A 15,322-nucleotide genomic window follows, 5' to 3' on the forward strand; every position below is an offset into this window, starting at 1 on the left:
GAAGGGGGCCTCGGCCCGGCCATTCGGGCTTCAGGGAGCAAATGGCGCATCCTTGACGGGAATCCCCGCGAGAGAGGCGCATCCAGGATGAGTGCACCCATTGCGACCGTGCGAGGTCGCGGCTACCGCATCGAAGAGGTCGACCGGTATCTCGCCCGGCTCTCCGGGAGCCGCGACGAGGCCTGGGAGCGGGTGGCGCGGCTGACGGTCCTGGCCAAGCAGATGGAGGCGGAGGCGGCACGCCTGCGCGAGGTGGTCGCCCGTCTCGCCCCGCAGACGTACGACGAGCTGGGCGTACGGGCCCGGCGGATCCTGCTGCTGGCGGAGGAGGAGGCGCAGTCCGTACGGGCGGAGGCGCGGGCGGACGCGGCCGCGACCCTGGACGCGGCCGGCGCGCGGGCCGAGCGGGTGGCGGAACTGGCGCGCGACGACGCGGAGGCGGTGCGGGAGCAGACCGAGGTCCGCGCGCGGCAGGGCCTGTCGCGGGCGGAGCGGGAGGCGGACGACCTGCGGGCGGAGGCCCGTCAGGACGCGGACGGGTGGCGGGCGGACGCGGCGGCGGCACTGGCGCAGGTGCGGCGGCGGGCGGAGGCGGCCCGGGTGGAGCGGGAGCGGGAGCAGGGGGAGCGCTGGGAGGCGGCCGGCCGGGAGTCGGCGGCGCGGGAGGCCGAGGCGGACGCGCGGCACGCGGAGGCGGAGCGGTGCGCGGAGGCCGTGCTGGCGGAGGCGCGGCGGGGGTACGCGGAGGCGGAGGAGGCGGCGCGGCACGGGCAGGAGGACGCGGAGGCCCGGGGCGCCGAGTCGGTGGCGCGGGCGAGGGTGGCTCAGGAGCGGATCGCACGGGAGACGGAGCGGGTGCTGCGCGAGCACGCGGAGGCCCAGGAGGAGATGCGGGCACACATGGCCCATGTGAAGGCGAGCCTGTCGTCGCTGACGGGGCGAGCCCCGGCGGAGGGCTGAGGCGGCCGAACGGGCGGACGCGGTCGCGGAACTGCTGACGGGCCCGCAGGCCGGCCAGGGGCGGGAGGGCGAGGTCCACGACTGCGCGCTGCTGTTCCTCTCCGCGCACCCGCGCCGCCGCCGGTGCGTCGCCGGAGTCCGCGTCGCCGGAGTCCGAGGCGCCGGAGTCCGAGGCGCCGGAGCCCGCGTGGCCCGCTACGACGCCCGCCACGACGAGGACTGGCCTCAGCCGTCCCGGGGGCCGGGCCGCGGGAGTGCCGTCGCGGTCACCCGGGCTGCTGGGCCGGGATCGTGGCGGGCTCGTAGCAGTACGGGTCGCTGCGCAGCCCGCGGGCGGTGACCACCAGGGTGAGCGGCGGGTGGGCCCGGGGCGGGAGGGGGGCGGTCAGGGCGCCCGTCAGGGGATCGGTCTCGGTGGGCACGGGGGCGCCGTCGACGGTGAGGCGGGCATCGGCGAAGCCGCCGCCCTCGACCGTGAGGCGGTCGCCGGAGACGGAGGCGCCGGTGATCACCGGGTTGGCGCGGGTGGCCACCTTGTTGACGAGGTACGCGCCCGCCGGTGCGCCCGTCAGGGCCCAGATCTCCTCGGGCAGGCGGGGCAGGCCGGCGCCCACGTCGGCGAGGAAGAAGAGGACGACGTAGAGCATCGTGATCGCGCTGAGCGTGACGTACTGGAGGTCGACGAGGTCGGTGCGGCCGCTGTCGTTCGCGATGAGCTCCCGCAGCGGGCGGCGGCCCGACGGGGTCGGCGGGGCGGCCGGTTTGGCCAGGCTGCCGTGCTCCACGCGCAGGCCGACGACGATCTTGGCGGCGATCAGCGCCACGTACGGGCCGCCGAGCAGCGGCAGGTACACCGTCGTCAGGGTGGACAACGGGCCGTCGGAGCCGCGGAAGTAGGTCACTCCGCCGCCGGCGGTGAGGCCGTAGCCCAGGACGGCGAGCAGCAGCCAGACCAGGATCACCGTCCAGGCCAGGGCGAGCGCGGTGGAGGTGGAGAGGCGGCCGTCGCGGCCGGTGATGAAGGCCGGGTGGCGGATCAGCCGCAGGCAGACCGGGCCGGCCAGCGCGACCAGTAACAGCAGTGCGAGCAGTGCGGATGCCATGGTGTCCCCCCGGATGACGGTGCTGCGTACGAGGGTCGCCGACTGCTCTGGCCATGACAAGGCGACACGACGGGCGTCAGTCGTCGCGCAGTTCGGGGAGGACGGGGAACCGCCTGGGCGCCACCAGGAGCAGGACCAGCAGCGCGGCCACGGCCGCCGCCGTCGCCCCGAGGAAGATGTGTTCCACCGCGGCGGCCACGGCCCCGCGCAGGTGGTCGGCGGCGGCCCGGGGGAGCAGGTCCGGGTGTTCCAGGGCCTTGGCCACGTCGTCCAGGTGACGCGGTAGTCCCGCGACGGGGGCGTCCGCCAGGCGGGCGGCGATGGTGGCGTTGGCGACGGCGGCGAGCAGGGCGGCGCCCACGCTCTGGCCGACCTGGCGGCAGAAGAGCACCGAGGCGGTGGTCGTGCCGCGTTCGGCCCAGCCCACGGTGGACTGGACCCCGACGATCAGCGGGAGCTGGAAGAGGCCGAGCGAGGCACCGAGCAGCAGCATGATCAGGGCGGGCTGCCAGGGCCGGGTGGGGTGGGGCAGCAGGGTGAAGGAGTACAGGACCACCGCGGCGAGGCCGATGCCGACCGCCGCGCTGTTGCGGAAGCCGATGCGCCGGTAGACGTGCTGGCTGAGGGCGGCGGTGACGGGCCAGCTCAGGGTCATGACGGACATGACGAGTCCGGCGCCTACGGGACCGAGGCCCAGGACGGACTGGGCGTACGTCGGCATGAAGACCATCGGGGCGACCATCAGCAGGCCGAGCGCGCCCATGGCCAGGTTGACGGCGGCGATGGTGCGCCGGCGCCACACCCAGCCGGGAAGGATCGGTTCCTCCGCCCGGCGTTCCACCCGGACGACCACGGCGGCCAGGACGGCGCTCGCGCCGAGCAGGCCCAGGGAGGGCGCGGACAGCCAGGGCCAGGCGACCCCGCCCTGGACGAGCGCGAAGAGCAGCAGGCCGCCGCAGCAGAAGACGCCCAGGGCGCCCGCCCAGTCGACCGGGCCGCGGCGGCCGGGGGAGCGTACGGGCTCGGTCAGGTGGCGGGTGATCATCCACAGGGCGAGGGCGGCCAGCGGCAGGTTGATCAGGAAGATCCACCGCCAGTGCGCGTAGGAGGCGAGCAGTCCGCCGAGGGCGGGGCCGGCCACGGCCGAGGTGGCCCAGACGCTGGACATGCGGGCCTGGATCCGCGGGCGTTCCTTGAGCGGGTACAGGTCGGCGGCCAGGGTCTGGACGGTGCCCTGGAGGGCGCCGCCGCCCAGGCCCTGGACGATGCGGAAGGCGATGAGGGCGGCCATGTTCCAGGCGGACGCGCACAGCAGCGAGCCGAGGAGGAAGAGGGCGATGCCGAAGAGCAGGACGGGCTTGCGGCCGAAGGTGTCGGACAGCTTGCCGTAGACCGGCAGGGTGACGGTGACGGCGAGCAGGTAGCCGGAGAAGAGCCAGGAGAAGACGGAGAAGCCGCCGAGGTCGCCGACGATCTGCGGGACGGCGGTGGCCACGATGGTGCTGTCGAGGGCGACGAGGGCCATGCCGAGCATCAGGGAGGCGACCACGGGGGTCGCGGGACGTCCCCCCGGCCGGTCCGTGCCGCCGCCCGCCGTGTCCGTCCCCGGGCCGGCGGCCCCGCCGGCCGTACCGTCCGTGGCCGGAACGGCGGCACCCGGGGCGGCGCCCGCCGGCCCGGCGGGTATGCCGTCCGGGCCCGCGTCCGTGCTGTCCGCTGCCGGCACCGAGATTCCTTCCCCCTGCACGTAGTTGCGGGTGACACCATCTCACCGCCTCCCGGCGGGCGGTATCCCCCAGGCCGTGTCGTCCGAAGGGCGGACAACCCCTAGGGGTCCCTCCGCACTACGGGCCAGGGGCGTTTCCTCCCGGCGGAGGAGGTGGCGGCGCGCGGCGTCTTCTTGACTGGAGCATACGAACCGGGGGGCCGGGTGGGGTTAACCCCCGGGTGGATACGGCTACGGGCACCAGCGCGCCGCAGGGCCCCGCCGCCGGAGACTCGTCCCGGCGGAACACGCACGCACGGACACGCACACGCACGCATTGCGAAGAAGGAGACAGACCGTGACAACGGCAATGACCGAAACCAGGCACGGGGGTACTGGAGGGCATGCTGCCGTCGCGGCCCGGGCGCGGAAGGTCGTCAAGGCCTACGGCTCCGGGGAGACGCGTGTCGTCGCCCTCGACGAGGTGGACGTGGACATCATGCGCGGCCAGTTCACCGCGATCATGGGCCCCTCCGGCTCCGGCAAGTCCACGCTGATGCACTGCCTCGCCGGCCTCGACACGGTGACCAGCGGGCAGATCCACCTGGACGACACCGAGATCACCGGGCTGAAGGACAAGAAGCTCACGCGGCTGCGCCGCGACCGGATCGGCTTCATCTTCCAGGCCTTCAACCTGCTGCCCACGCTCAACGCCCTGGAGAACATCACGCTCCCCATGGACATCGCGGGCCGCAGGCCCGACGCGGAGTGGCTGAACCGGGTGGTGGAGACGGTGGGCCTGGCCGGCCGGCTCAAGCACCGGCCGACCGAGCTGTCCGGCGGCCAGCAGCAGCGGGTGGCCGTGGCCCGTGCCCTCGCCGCCCGCCCCGAGATCATCTTCGGTGACGAGCCGACCGGAAACCTGGACTCCCGTGCGGGCGCCGAGGTCCTCGGCTTCCTGCGCCGTTCGGTGGACGAGCTCGGCCAGACCATCGTCATGGTCACCCACGATCCCGTGGCCGCGTCCTACGCCGACCGCGTCATCTTCCTGGCCGACGGCCGGATCGTCGACGAGATGCACGCGCCCACCGCCGACCAGGTCCTGGACCGGATGAAGGACTTCGACGCGCGCGGGCGGACCTCATGAGCAACACCGTCCTGAAGACCTCGCGGCGCAACTTCGTCGCGCACAAGGGGCGGATGGCGCTCTCGGCCGTCGCGGTCCTGCTCTCCGTCGCGTTCGTCTGCGGCACCCTTGTGTTCACCGACACCATGAACACCACCTTCGACAAGCTGTTCGCGGTCACCAACTCCGACGTGACGGTCAGCCCCAAGGCCGCCGAGAGCGGCGAGGAGACCCCCGACCGCGGCAAGCCCGAGATGCTGGCGGGCTCGGTCGTCGAGCAGGTCAGGAAGGCCGAGGGCGTCAAGAGCGCCGAGGGCGGCGTCGTCTCGATGGCCGTCACGGTGGTCAACGCCCAGAACGAGAACATGGGCTCGACCACGGGCGCCCCGACCATCGCGGGCAACTGGAGCGACAACGAGCTGAAGTCCATGAAGATCACCTCGGGGCAGGCGCCGCGCGGCCCCACCGAGGTGATGGTCGACGCCGACACCGCGAAGAAGCACGGCCTGAAGCTCGGTGACGAGCTGCGCACCATCGCCATCACCGGCGACATCCGCGCGAAGATCACCGGTATCGCCGCCTTCACCGTGACCAACCCGGGCGCGGCCGTCGTCTACTTCGACACGGCCACCGCCCAGAAGTCGCTGCTCGGCTCCGCCGACTCCTTCACGCACGTCAACGTCACCGCCAAGGACGGGGTGAGCGACGAGCAGCTCAAGACGAACGTCGCGAGCGCCCTCGGGGCGGACGCCTACAAGCTCCAGACCGCCAAGGAGGCCGCGGACGCCAACCGCAAGGACGTGGGCGCCTTCCTCGACGTCATGAAGTACGTCATGCTCGGCTTCGCCGGCATCGCCTTCCTCGTCGGCATCTTCCTGATCTTCAACACCTTCTCCATGCTGGTCGCCCAGCGCACCCGGGAGATCGGCCTCATGCGCGCCATCGGCGCCGACAGCGGGCAGGTCCTGAAGTCCGTGGTCGTGGAGGCCTTCCTGCTCGGCGTGGTCGGCTCGGTCCTGGGCGTCGCCGCGGGTGTGGGCCTGGCCGTGGGTCTGATGGCCCTCATGGGCCAGATGGGAATGCACCTGTCCACCGACGACCTGACGGTCGCCTGGACCACGCCCGTCGTCGGCATCGTCCTCGGCGTCGTCGTGACCGTCGTCTCCGCCTTCGTCCCGGCCCGCCGGGCCGGCAAGGTCTCCCCGATGGCCGCCCTGCGCGAGTCCGGAAGCCCCGGCGACAAGAAGGCCGGCCGGGTCCGCGCCGCCCTCGGCCTGGTCCTCACCGCCGTCGGCGGAGCCTGCCTCTACCTCGCCGCGACCGCCGAGAAGGCCGCGGCCGGATCCCTCTGGCTGGGACTGGGCGTCGTCCTCACCCTCGTCGGCTTCATCGTGATCGGCCCGCTGCTCGCCGCGGGCGTGGTGCGGGTGCTCTCCGGCGTGGTCCTGCGGCCCTTCGGGTCGGTGGGCCGGCTCGCCGAGCGCAACGCCCTGCGCAACCCGCGCCGCACCGGCGCGACCGCAGCCGCCCTGATGATCGGCCTCGCGCTGGTCGCCTGCCTGTCGGTGGTCGGCTCCTCGATGGTGGCCTCCGCGACCGACGAGCTCGACAAGTCGGTCGGCGCGGACTACATCGTCGCCTCCGAGTCCGGCCAGCCCGTCCTGCCGCAGGCCGAGCAGGCGCTGCGCGCCACCCCCGGCCTCGACCACGTCACCGCCTACCGGCAGCTGGAGGTCACGCTCACCGCGCCCGACGGCAGCACCGAGAAGACCGACGTCGGCGCGACGGACCCGACGTACGCCAAGGACATCCGGCGCAAGATGACCGCCGGTGAGCACGCGGACGCCTACGGCGCGGGCTCCATGTCGGTCGGCTCGCTCTACGCCAGCGCGCACGGCATCAGGACCGGTGACGAGATGACGGTCGCCTTCACCGGCGGCAAGACGGTCAAGCTGAAGGTCGCGGCCATCACCAGCGACGAGGGCAACCTCGACAAGGGCATGAAGTACGTCAGCACCGAGACCGCCCGGGCGAACGTCCCTGCGGACCGGATGCCGCTGCCCTTCATGATGCTGGCCACCGCGAAGGACGGTCAGTCCGACACCGCCGCGTACGCGTCGGTCAAGAAGGCGCTGAGCGAGTACCCGCAGTACGTCGTGCGCAACCAGGCCGACTACAAGCAGGCCCTGAAGGACCAGGTCGGCCAGCTGCTGAACATGGTCTACGGCCTCCTCGGCCTCGCGATCGTCGTCGCGGTGCTCGGCGTGGTGAACACCCTCGCCCTGTCGGTGGTCGAGCGGACCCGCGAGATCGGCCTGATGCGCGCCATCGGCCTCTCCCGCCGCCAGCTGCGCCGCATGATCCGCCTGGAGTCGGTCGTCATCGCCCTCTTCGGCGCCCTGCTCGGCCTCGGGCTGGGCATGGGCTGGGGGGCCACCGCCCAGCAGCTGCTGGCGCTGGAGGGCCTGAAGGTCCTGGAGATCCCGTGGCCGACCATCATCGGGGTGTTCGCGGCGTCGGCCTTCGTGGGCCTGTTCGCCGCACTGGTCCCGGCCTTCCGGGCCGGCCGGATGAACGTCCTGAACGCCATCGCGAGCGAGTAGCCGGCGCCGCGTTCGAACGGGGGTGGGCGCAGGCCCGGGACACCGCGTCCCGGGCCTGCGCCCTTGTCGCGGCGGGGTACGGGCCCGCTCAGCCGGTGGTGGCGCGCTGCATCAGGACCACGCCCCCGGCCTCGCCCACCAGGGTGTAGCGCTCGCCGGGGTGGAGCTGGGAGGCGTAGTGGGTCGGGTCCTCGCCGGCCCACTTGTTGCCGTTGTCGAGGGTGATCCAGTCCGGTACGACGCCCTTGCTGCCGCCGATCCACAGGACGCGGCAGCGGGAGGTCAGCCGGGTCAGCGGGGTGGTGTCCGCCTCCACGGTGGCCCCGTCGGGAATCCGGTCGAGGAGCCGTTCGATCGCGGTGACGCGGTCGGGCTTCTCGTAGGTGGACGCCTCCGTGAGCTTGGCGGTCGGCATGCTCGTCATGGCCAGGGCGAGGGAGGCGGCGAGCACCGCCGTGGGCATCTGGAGGGCGTAGGCGCGCAGCCGGGGCCGGTCGCCGCGGCGGACGGTGTCGATCGCGTCGACCAGGGCGAGCGCGACGACGGGCATCAGGACGGCGCTGTAGTGCCAGTCGGTGGACCAGTAGTGGTCGTCCCCGGACAGGAACCGCCAGCCGAGGGTGGGCGCGGCGACCAGCAGCAGCGGGGAGCGCAGGGCGAGCAGCCCGGAGGTGGGGATCAGCACCCAGCCCAGCGTGGCCAGCTTGGTGCCGAGGCCGGCGAAGGGCCCCTCCCCGTCGATCTTGTGCCAGTAGCCGTAGCCGTCGGTCGCGAAGGCCGGTATGAGAACGGTGAACACCAGCACGGCGAACACGCACGCGGCGGCCGCGACGCCGAGCGCGGTCACGGCGGTGCGCCGGTCGGTCGCGCGGGCGCGCCAGGCCACCACGACGGCCAGGGCGGCCAGCGTGAAGCCGAGGTCCTCCTTGACCAGGACCAGCGGCAGCCCCCACAGCAGGGCGGCCCGCCAGCGCCGGGCCAGGACCGCCTCCAGGGCGAAGGCCAGCAGCGGCACGGCGAAGGCGATCTCGTGGAAGTCGAACTCCACCGCCCGCTGGATGCCCCAGGACAGTCCGTACGCGACGCCGACGGCGATCCCGCGGGCCCGGCCCAGCAGGCGCCCGGCCGCCCGGGTGACGGGGACCGCGGAGAGCGCGAACAGCGCGGCCTGGACGACCAGCAGCGTGATCGGCCCGGGGAAGACCCGGTAGACGGGTGCGACGAGCGCGATGATCGGGCTGAAGTGGTCGCCGAGGATGTTCGCGCCCGGCCCCTTCAGGTCGGCGACGGGCTCCTGGAGGTGGGCGTACGCCCGGATCGCCTGCTCGAAGATCCCCAGGTCCCACGAGGCCCAGTCCATGCGGCGGAACCGGCCGACGGACAGCACCAGGTAGACGAGGAACAGCCCGCAGGCCACCAGCCAGGGTCCGGCCCGGCGCGGCCCGGCCGCCCGGGGCGGGGCCTGGGGGGCCGGTGCCGGGCGGGCTATGGCATCGCTCGTCACGGACTCGTGCTCCTCGGCCGTTCGGCGTGAACTCATGCGGACAGGGACGCGGCGAGCTCAGACGGTGGTTACGTCAACATCGTAAAGCGGGAGCAACGTCACAGGGGTGAGGTGGGTCGGGGCCCGCGCCGTGACCCGAATCCCTCGCGCGTCGTCGCGGGCGCCGTCGTAGGGTGGGAACCCCCGGCCCGTACGACGTGTCGGGTGCTTCGCGTTGCCCCCTCCACGCCCCCATCCCAGCCCCAGCCCCAGATCTCACCGGACGGAAAGCCTCCTCATGAGCCTGCACGGACTGCTCGACGCCGTCACCCGGGACGCCGCCCTCACCGAGGCGGTCACCGCGGCCGGTGACGGCAACCGCATGCACGTGGACCTCGTCGGACCGCCCGCCGCGCGTCCCTTCGCGATCGCCGCGTTGGCCCGGCGGACCGGGCGGACCGTGCTGGCCGTCACCGCCACAGGCCGCGAGGCCGAGGACCTGGCCGCCGCGCTGCGTTCCCTGCTGCCGCCCGACGAGGTGGCCGACTACCCGTCCTGGGAGACCCTCCCGCACGAGCGGCTCAGCCCGCGCAGCGACACCATGGGCCGCCGGCTCGCCGTACTGCGCCGCCTGGTCCACCCCAGCAAGGACGACCCGGCCGCAGGGCCCGTCAGCGTGATCGTCGCCCCCATCCGGTCCGTGCTCCAGCCGCAGGTCAAGGGCCTGGGGGAGCTCGTACCGGTGAGCCTGCGGCAGGGGGCGGGCGCCGATCTGGGCGAGGTCACCGAAGCCCTCGCCGCGGCCGCGTACGCACGCGTCGAGCTCGTCGAGAAGCGCGGCGAGTTCGCCGTCCGCGGCGGCATCCTCGACGTCTTCCCGCCCACCGAGGAACACCCGCTGCGCGTGGAGTTCTGGGGCGACGAGGTCGAGGAGATCCGCTACTTCAAGGTGGCCGACCAGCGGTCCCTGGAGATCGCCGAGCACGGCCTGTGGGCGCCGCCCTGCCGTGAGCTGCTGCTGACGGACGCCGTGCGCGAGCGGGCCCTGGCCCTCGCCGAGGCCCACCCGGAACTCGGCGAACTGCTCGGCAAGATCGCCGAGGGGATCGCGGTGGAGGGCATGGAGTCCCTCGCGCCGGTCCTGGTCGACGACATGGAACTGCTCATCGACGTGCTGCCCGCCGGGGCGATGGCCGTCGTCTGCGACCCCGAGCGGGTCCGGACCCGGGCCGCCGACCTCGTCGCCACCAGCCAGGAGTTCCTGATGGCGTCCTGGGCGGCCACCGCGGGCGGCGGCGACGCGCCCATCGACGTCGGGGCGGCGTCGCTGCGCGGCATCGCCGACGTCCGCGACCGGGCCCGCGAGCTGGACATGATGTGGTGGTCGATCTCCCCGTTCGCCGCGGACGACACCGACCTGGCCGCCGACACCCTCAAGCTGGGCATGCAGGCCCCGGAGGCCTACCGCGGCGACACCGCCCGCGCCCTGGCCGACACCAAGGGGTGGATCGCCGGCGGCTGGCACACCGTCTACCTCACCGAGGGCCACGGCCCGGCCGCCCGTACCGTCGAGGTGCTCGCGGGCGAAGGCATCGCCGCCCGGCTGGAGTCCGACCTGGACGTCCTGGAGCCCGGCCTGGTCCACGTCTCCTGCGCTTCGATCGACAACGGCTTCGTCGACCCGGCGCTGCGCCTGGCCGTGCTCACCGAGACCGACCTGACCGGGCAGCGGACCGCGAGCAAGGACCTCGGCAGGATGCCGACCCGCCGCCGCAAGACGATCGACCCGCTGACCCTGGAGGCCGGCGACTACATCGTCCACGAGCAGCACGGCGTGGGCCGCTACGTCGAGATGGTCCAGCGCACCGTGCAGGGCGCCACCCGCGAGTACCTCCTCGTCGAGTACGCCCCCGCCAAGCGCGGCCAGCCCGGCGACCGCCTCTACATCCCCACCGACCAGCTGGAGCAGGTCACCAAGTACGTCGGCGGCGAGGCCCCGACCCTGCACCGGCTCGGCGGCGCCGACTGGACCAAGACCAAGGCGCGCGCGAAGAAGGCCGTCAAGGAGATCGCCGGCGACCTCATCAAGCTCTACAGCGCGCGCATGGCGGCTCCCGGGCACACCTTCGGCCCCGACACCCCCTGGCAGCGCGAGCTGGAGGACGCCTTCCCGTACGCGGAGACGCCCGACCAGCTCACCACCATCGCCGAGGTGAAGGAGGACATGGAGAAGTCGGTCCCCATGGACCGGCTGATCTGCGGCGACGTCGGCTACGGCAAGACCGAGATCGCGGTGCGCGCCGCCTTCAAGGCCGTCCAGGACGGCAAGCAGGTCGCCGTCCTCGTCCCGACCACCCTGCTCGTGCAGCAGCACTTCGGGACCTTCTCCGAGCGCTACAGCCAATTCCCGGTGAACGTGAAGGCGCTGTCCCGCTTCCAGAGCGAGACCGAGTCGAAGGCGACGCTGGAGGGCCTGCGGGAAGGCTCGGTGGACGTGGTCATCGGCACGCACCGGCTGTTCTCCCAGGAGACGAAGTTCAAGGACCTGGGCCTGGTCATCGTCGACGAGGAGCAGCGCTTCGGCGTGGAGCACAAGGAGCAGCTGAAGAAGCTGCGGGCCAACGTCGACGTGCTGACGATGTCCGCGACGCCGATCCCGCGCACCCTGGAGATGGCGGTGACCGGCATCCGCGAGATGTCGACGATCACCACCCCGCCCGAGGAGCGCCACCCGGTGCTCACCTTCGTCGGCCCCTACGAGGAGAAGCAGATCGGCGCGGCCGTCCGCCGTGAACTGCTGCGCGAGGGCCAGTGCTTCTACATCCACAACCGGGTCGAGTCCATCGACCGGGCCGCGGCCAAGCTGCGCGAGATCGTGCCCGAGGCGCGGATCGCGACGGCGCACGGCCAGATGTCGGAGCAGGCGCTGGAGCAGGTCGTCGTCGACTTCTGGGAGAAGAAGTTCGACGTCCTCGTCTCCACGACCATCGTCGAGTCGGGCATCGACATCTCCAACGCCAACACCCTGATCGTGGAGCGCGGCGACAACTTCGGCCTGTCGCAGCTGCACCAGCTGCGCGGCCGCGTCGGCCGCGGCCGCGAGCGCGGGTACGCCTACTTCCTGTACCCGCCGGAGAAGCCGCTGACGGAGACCGCGCACGAGCGGCTCGCGACGATCGCCCAGCACACCGAGATGGGCGCCGGCATGTACGTGGCGATGAAGGACCTGGAGATCCGCGGCGCGGGCAACCTGCTCGGCGGCGAGCAGTCCGGTCACATCGCGGGCGTCGGCTTCGACCTGTACATCCGCATGGTCGGGGAGGCGGTGGCCGACTACCGGGCCGCCGTCGAGAACGGCGGGGTGGAGGAGGAGCCGCCGCTGGAGGTCAAGATCGAGCTGCCGGTCGACGCGCACGTCCCCCACGACTACGCGCCGGGCGAGCGGCTGCGCCTGCAGGCGTACCGGTCCATCGCGTCGGCCACCTCCGAGGCGGACATCAAGGCCGTCCGCGAGGAACTCACCGACCGCTACGGCAAGCTCCCCGAGCCGGTGGAGAACCTGCTGCTGGTGGCCGGGCTGCGGATGCTGGCACGGGCCTGCGGGGTCGGGGACATCACCCTCCAGGGCAACAACGTCCGCTTCGGGCCGGTGGAGTTGCGCGAGTCGCAGGAGCTGCGCCTCAAGCGGCTCTATCCGGGCACGGTCCTCAAGCCCGCGACCTCGCAGATCCTGGTCCCGCGCCCCAAGGCGGGCAAGATCGGCGGCAAGCCGGTGGTGGGCCGCGAACTGCTGGCCTGGACCGGAGAGTTCCTCACCACCATCCTCGGCTCGTAACCCTGCGCGGGCGCGGCCGGGGAGCTGCGTGCTCCCCGGCCGCGCCCGGCATGCCGGAGCGGGTCGTGCTGCGACCCTGCAACGGTTGCGCGCATCCCCTCACTGATGGCCGGGAACGCTGTATACCCTCAGACCCGAAACCCCTTCCGCACGGCCCGTCAGGAGCAGCGATGCACGGCCCCGGCCTTCCGCCGCAGCACGCCCCCCAGTCCACCTCGGGCAGCGTGGTGGCACTGCGCGTGGTGTTCACGCTGCTGCCCCTTCTGAGCTGCGGTTTCCTGGCGTGGGGCTCGATGCTGCGGCTGGCGCTGGTCACCCGGAAGTCCCGGGACTGGACGCTGCTGGTGGCCAGCGGTGTGCTCGCCGTCGTCTGGATGACGCTCATCCAGCTGGACCCGACGCCCGACGTCAACGCCTGGCAGGGCAATCTCGGCGCCGGTGGCTCGATCTTCACGGGCTTCGCGATCTGCGTGTACTTCCTCGTCGCCGACATCAAGCACCACGAGGCCGTCAGGGCCGCTGCGCCCGCGCCCTGGTACCCGGGGCAGACCACCTCGTACGGCCACCCGCAGCAGACCTCGCCGTCCTACGGCTACCCGCACGCCTCGCAGGGGCCCACCGTCGTCTCCGGCCAGACGCCCGCCGTCCCGCAGGTCCCGCCGCAGCCGACGCCGCCCCCGCGCATCGGGCAGGTCCGCGCCGAACTCGACGAGCTCAGCGAGCTGCTGCGCAAGCAGACCCCGCCGCCCGGCGGGCACCACCAGGACCCGAACCAGACCGCCTTCCGGGATCCGCAGCAGTGAGCGAACGCCTCATCGGAGACCGCTACCAGCTGGCGAGCATCCTCGGACAGGGCGGCATGGGCCAGGTCTGGACGGCGTACGACCGCCGTCTGGACCGGCGGGTCGCCGTCAAACTGCTGCGCCCCGACAAGGTCGCCGGCCCCGGCACCGTCGCCGAGGAGCTGCGCCGCCGCTTCGTGCGCGAATGCCGGGTCACGGCCCAGGTGGACCACCCCGGGCTCGTCACCGTCCACGACGCGGGCAGCGACGGCGACGAGCTGTTCCTCGTGATGGGCTACGTCGAGGGCTCCGACCTCGCCGACCACCTCGCCGCGCACGTGTCCGCCCACGGCCCGTACCCCTGGCAGTGGGCGGTCGCGGTCGTCGCGCAGCTGTGCTCGGTGCTGTCGGCCGTGCACGCCGTGCCGATCGTCCACCGCGACCTCAAGCCGCGCAACGTGATGGTCCGCCCCGACGGCACCGTCCTGGTGCTCGACCTCGGCGTGGCCTCGGTGATGGACACCGACACCACCCGCCTCACCAGCACCGGCACGCCGATCGGCAGCCCCGCGTACATGGCGCCCGAGCAGGCGATGAGCGGCGCCGTGGGCCCGTACACCGACCTGTACGCGCTCGGCGTGCTCCTGTACGAACTGCTCAGCGGCAACGTTCCCTTCGCCGGGTCCACCGCCCTGGGCGTGCTCCACCGCCACCTGTACGAGGCCCCCGTCCCGGTCCGCCCGCAGCGCCCGGAGGTCCCGCAGGAGCTGGAGGCGCTCCTGATGCGCCTGCTCGCCAAGGACCCGCAGGACCGGCCGTCCTCGGCGCAGGAGGTATACGAGGCCCTGAGCCCGCTGCTGCCGGCCCGCGACGGCCGCGGCCCGGCCCGCCCGCTCGACCCGACCCGGCCCTTCGTCCGCCCCCAGGCCCCCTGGCCGGACCGGGCCGCGGTGATCCCGCCGCGGCCGACCGCCCCGCCGACGACCACCCCGGCGGACACCCCCGTGCCGCCCACGTCCGCGCCGACGCCCACGCGGACCCCCGCGCCGGTGCAGGCGCCGCAGAAGCCTGACATCCCGGGCGCCGTGGACCAGGCCCGCACGCTCCTGGACCAGGGCCGGCTCACGCAGGCCGTCGACATCCTCGGCGGGATCCTCCCCGCGGCGGCCGCCGAGCACGGCGAGCACTCACCGGTGGTCCGCTCGCTGCGCAAGCAGTACGCAGCCACGCTGATGGACGACGGCCAGTACCGCCGCGCTCTGCCCGAACTGCGCCGCCTCGCCGAGGAGTTCCCGGTGGGCGACCCGCAGTCCCTGCGGTTCCGCTACGAGGCGGCGCAGTGCCTGGAGCAGCTCGGCGAGCCCGCCGCGGCCCTGGCGGAGTACCGCTCGCTGCTCCCGTACTTCGAGAACCGCTACGCCAACCCGGACCAGACCCTGCCGCTGGAGATCCGCCGCCGGATCGCGCAGCTGCTGCTGTCCCTCGGGGACCGGCCGGCGGCCCACGAGACCCTGGCCCGGCTGCTGTTCGACGCGGAGCGGCTGCACGGCCCGACCCACCCCTTCCCGTCGGAGATCCGCCGCACCCTGCAGTGGCTGAGCCAGGTCCGCTGACGGACTAGGCCCTGTCGTCAAAGTTGCACCTGGCCCGCGGCGCCCGGCACCGCACCTCGCCGCGTTGTCGGGGCGCCCACGTACGTCCAGTACTCGGGCGCGCCTCCGCCTT

At 73.1% G+C, this 15,322-nt stretch carries 9 protein-coding genes; 6 read left to right on the plus strand and 3 right to left on the minus strand.

The features are described from left to right. Window positions 1-87: 87 nt before the first annotated feature. Complete coding sequence (locus AC2RP6_RS23970) at window positions 88-960, plus strand: cellulose-binding protein (protein ID WP_486448063.1); 873 nt, start codon at window positions 88-90, stop codon at window positions 958-960. 266 nt (window positions 961-1,226) lie between these two features. Here the strand turns inward: AC2RP6_RS23970 and AC2RP6_RS23975 are convergent, their stop codons facing one another. Both AC2RP6_RS23975 and AC2RP6_RS23980 read right to left on the minus strand, forming a co-directional pair. Continuing rightward, window positions 1,227-2,063: a hypothetical protein gene (locus AC2RP6_RS23975; protein WP_486448064.1), complete on the minus strand. Its 837-nt coding sequence runs from the start codon at window positions 2,061-2,063 to the stop codon at window positions 1,227-1,229. 76 nt (window positions 2,064-2,139) lie between these two features. Then, entirely contained in the window at window positions 2,140-3,750 is a 1,611-nt protein-coding gene (locus AC2RP6_RS23980) for an MDR family MFS transporter (RefSeq protein ID WP_486450424.1), read from the minus strand. A gap of 388 nt (window positions 3,751-4,138) precedes the next feature. On the opposite strand from AC2RP6_RS23980, the gene AC2RP6_RS23985 reads away from it, so the two are divergent. Both AC2RP6_RS23985 and AC2RP6_RS23990 read left to right on the plus strand, forming a co-directional pair. Further along, window positions 4,139-4,915, plus strand: a complete 777-nt coding sequence (locus tag AC2RP6_RS23985) for an ABC transporter ATP-binding protein (protein WP_486450425.1) — start codon at window positions 4,139-4,141, stop codon at window positions 4,913-4,915. Next, on the plus strand, window positions 4,912-7,497 hold the full coding sequence (locus AC2RP6_RS23990; RefSeq protein ID WP_486448065.1) for an ABC transporter permease: 2,586 nt from the start codon (window positions 4,912-4,914) through the stop codon (window positions 7,495-7,497). Before AC2RP6_RS23985 ends, AC2RP6_RS23990 begins: the two co-directional genes overlap by 4 nt. A gap of 88 nt (window positions 7,498-7,585) precedes the next feature. Here the strand turns inward: AC2RP6_RS23990 and AC2RP6_RS23995 are convergent, their stop codons facing one another. Continuing rightward, on the minus strand, window positions 7,586-9,037 hold the full coding sequence (locus tag AC2RP6_RS23995) for a DUF2079 domain-containing protein (RefSeq protein ID WP_486448066.1): 1,452 nt from the start codon (window positions 9,035-9,037) through the stop codon (window positions 7,586-7,588). A gap of 241 nt (window positions 9,038-9,278) precedes the next feature. On the opposite strand from AC2RP6_RS23995, the gene mfd reads away from it, so the two are divergent. The 3 genes from mfd (at window position 9,279) to AC2RP6_RS24010 (ending at window position 15,210) form a co-directional block, all read left to right on the plus strand. Continuing rightward, a complete protein-coding gene (gene mfd, locus AC2RP6_RS24000; protein WP_486448067.1) occupies window positions 9,279-12,815 on the plus strand; it encodes a transcription-repair coupling factor in 3,537 nt (1,178 codons plus the stop codon). 170 nt (window positions 12,816-12,985) lie between these two features. Then, window positions 12,986-13,618 (plus strand): hypothetical protein, encoded by a 633-nt coding sequence (locus AC2RP6_RS24005; protein ID WP_486448068.1) that lies wholly within the window; start codon window positions 12,986-12,988, stop codon window positions 13,616-13,618. A 56-nt stretch (window positions 13,619-13,674) separates the two neighbouring features. Beyond that, entirely contained in the window at window positions 13,675-15,210 is a 1,536-nt protein-coding gene (locus tag AC2RP6_RS24010; protein ID WP_486450426.1) for a protein kinase domain-containing protein, read from the plus strand. Window positions 15,211-15,322 lie beyond the last annotated feature (112 nt).

The sequence above is a fragment of the Streptomyces sp. WAC03905 genome (assembly GCF_057371075.1).

What these genes read in the sequence shown, in the direction of transcription:
- AC2RP6_RS23995 (WP_486448066.1), bottom strand. Translation starts at nt 9,037, where the DNA reads ATGAGTTCACGCCGAACGGCCGAGGAGCACGAGTCCGTGACGAGCGAT.
- AC2RP6_RS23985 (WP_486450425.1), top strand. Translation starts at nt 4,139, where the DNA reads ATGACCGAAACCAGGCACGGGGGTACTGGAGGGCATGCTGCCGTCGCG.
- AC2RP6_RS23990 (WP_486448065.1), top strand. Translation starts at nt 4,912, where the DNA reads ATGAGCAACACCGTCCTGAAGACCTCGCGGCGCAACTTCGTCGCGCAC.
- AC2RP6_RS23970 (WP_486448063.1), top strand. Translation starts at nt 88, where the DNA reads ATGAGTGCACCCATTGCGACCGTGCGAGGTCGCGGCTACCGCATCGAA.
- AC2RP6_RS23975 (WP_486448064.1), bottom strand. Translation starts at nt 2,063, where the DNA reads ATGGCATCCGCACTGCTCGCACTGCTGTTACTGGTCGCGCTGGCCGGC.
- mfd (WP_486448067.1), top strand. Translation starts at nt 9,279, where the DNA reads ATGAGCCTGCACGGACTGCTCGACGCCGTCACCCGGGACGCCGCCCTC.
- AC2RP6_RS24005 (WP_486448068.1), top strand. Translation starts at nt 12,986, where the DNA reads ATGCACGGCCCCGGCCTTCCGCCGCAGCACGCCCCCCAGTCCACCTCG.
- AC2RP6_RS24010 (WP_486450426.1), top strand. Translation starts at nt 13,675, where the DNA reads ATGGGCCAGGTCTGGACGGCGTACGACCGCCGTCTGGACCGGCGGGTC.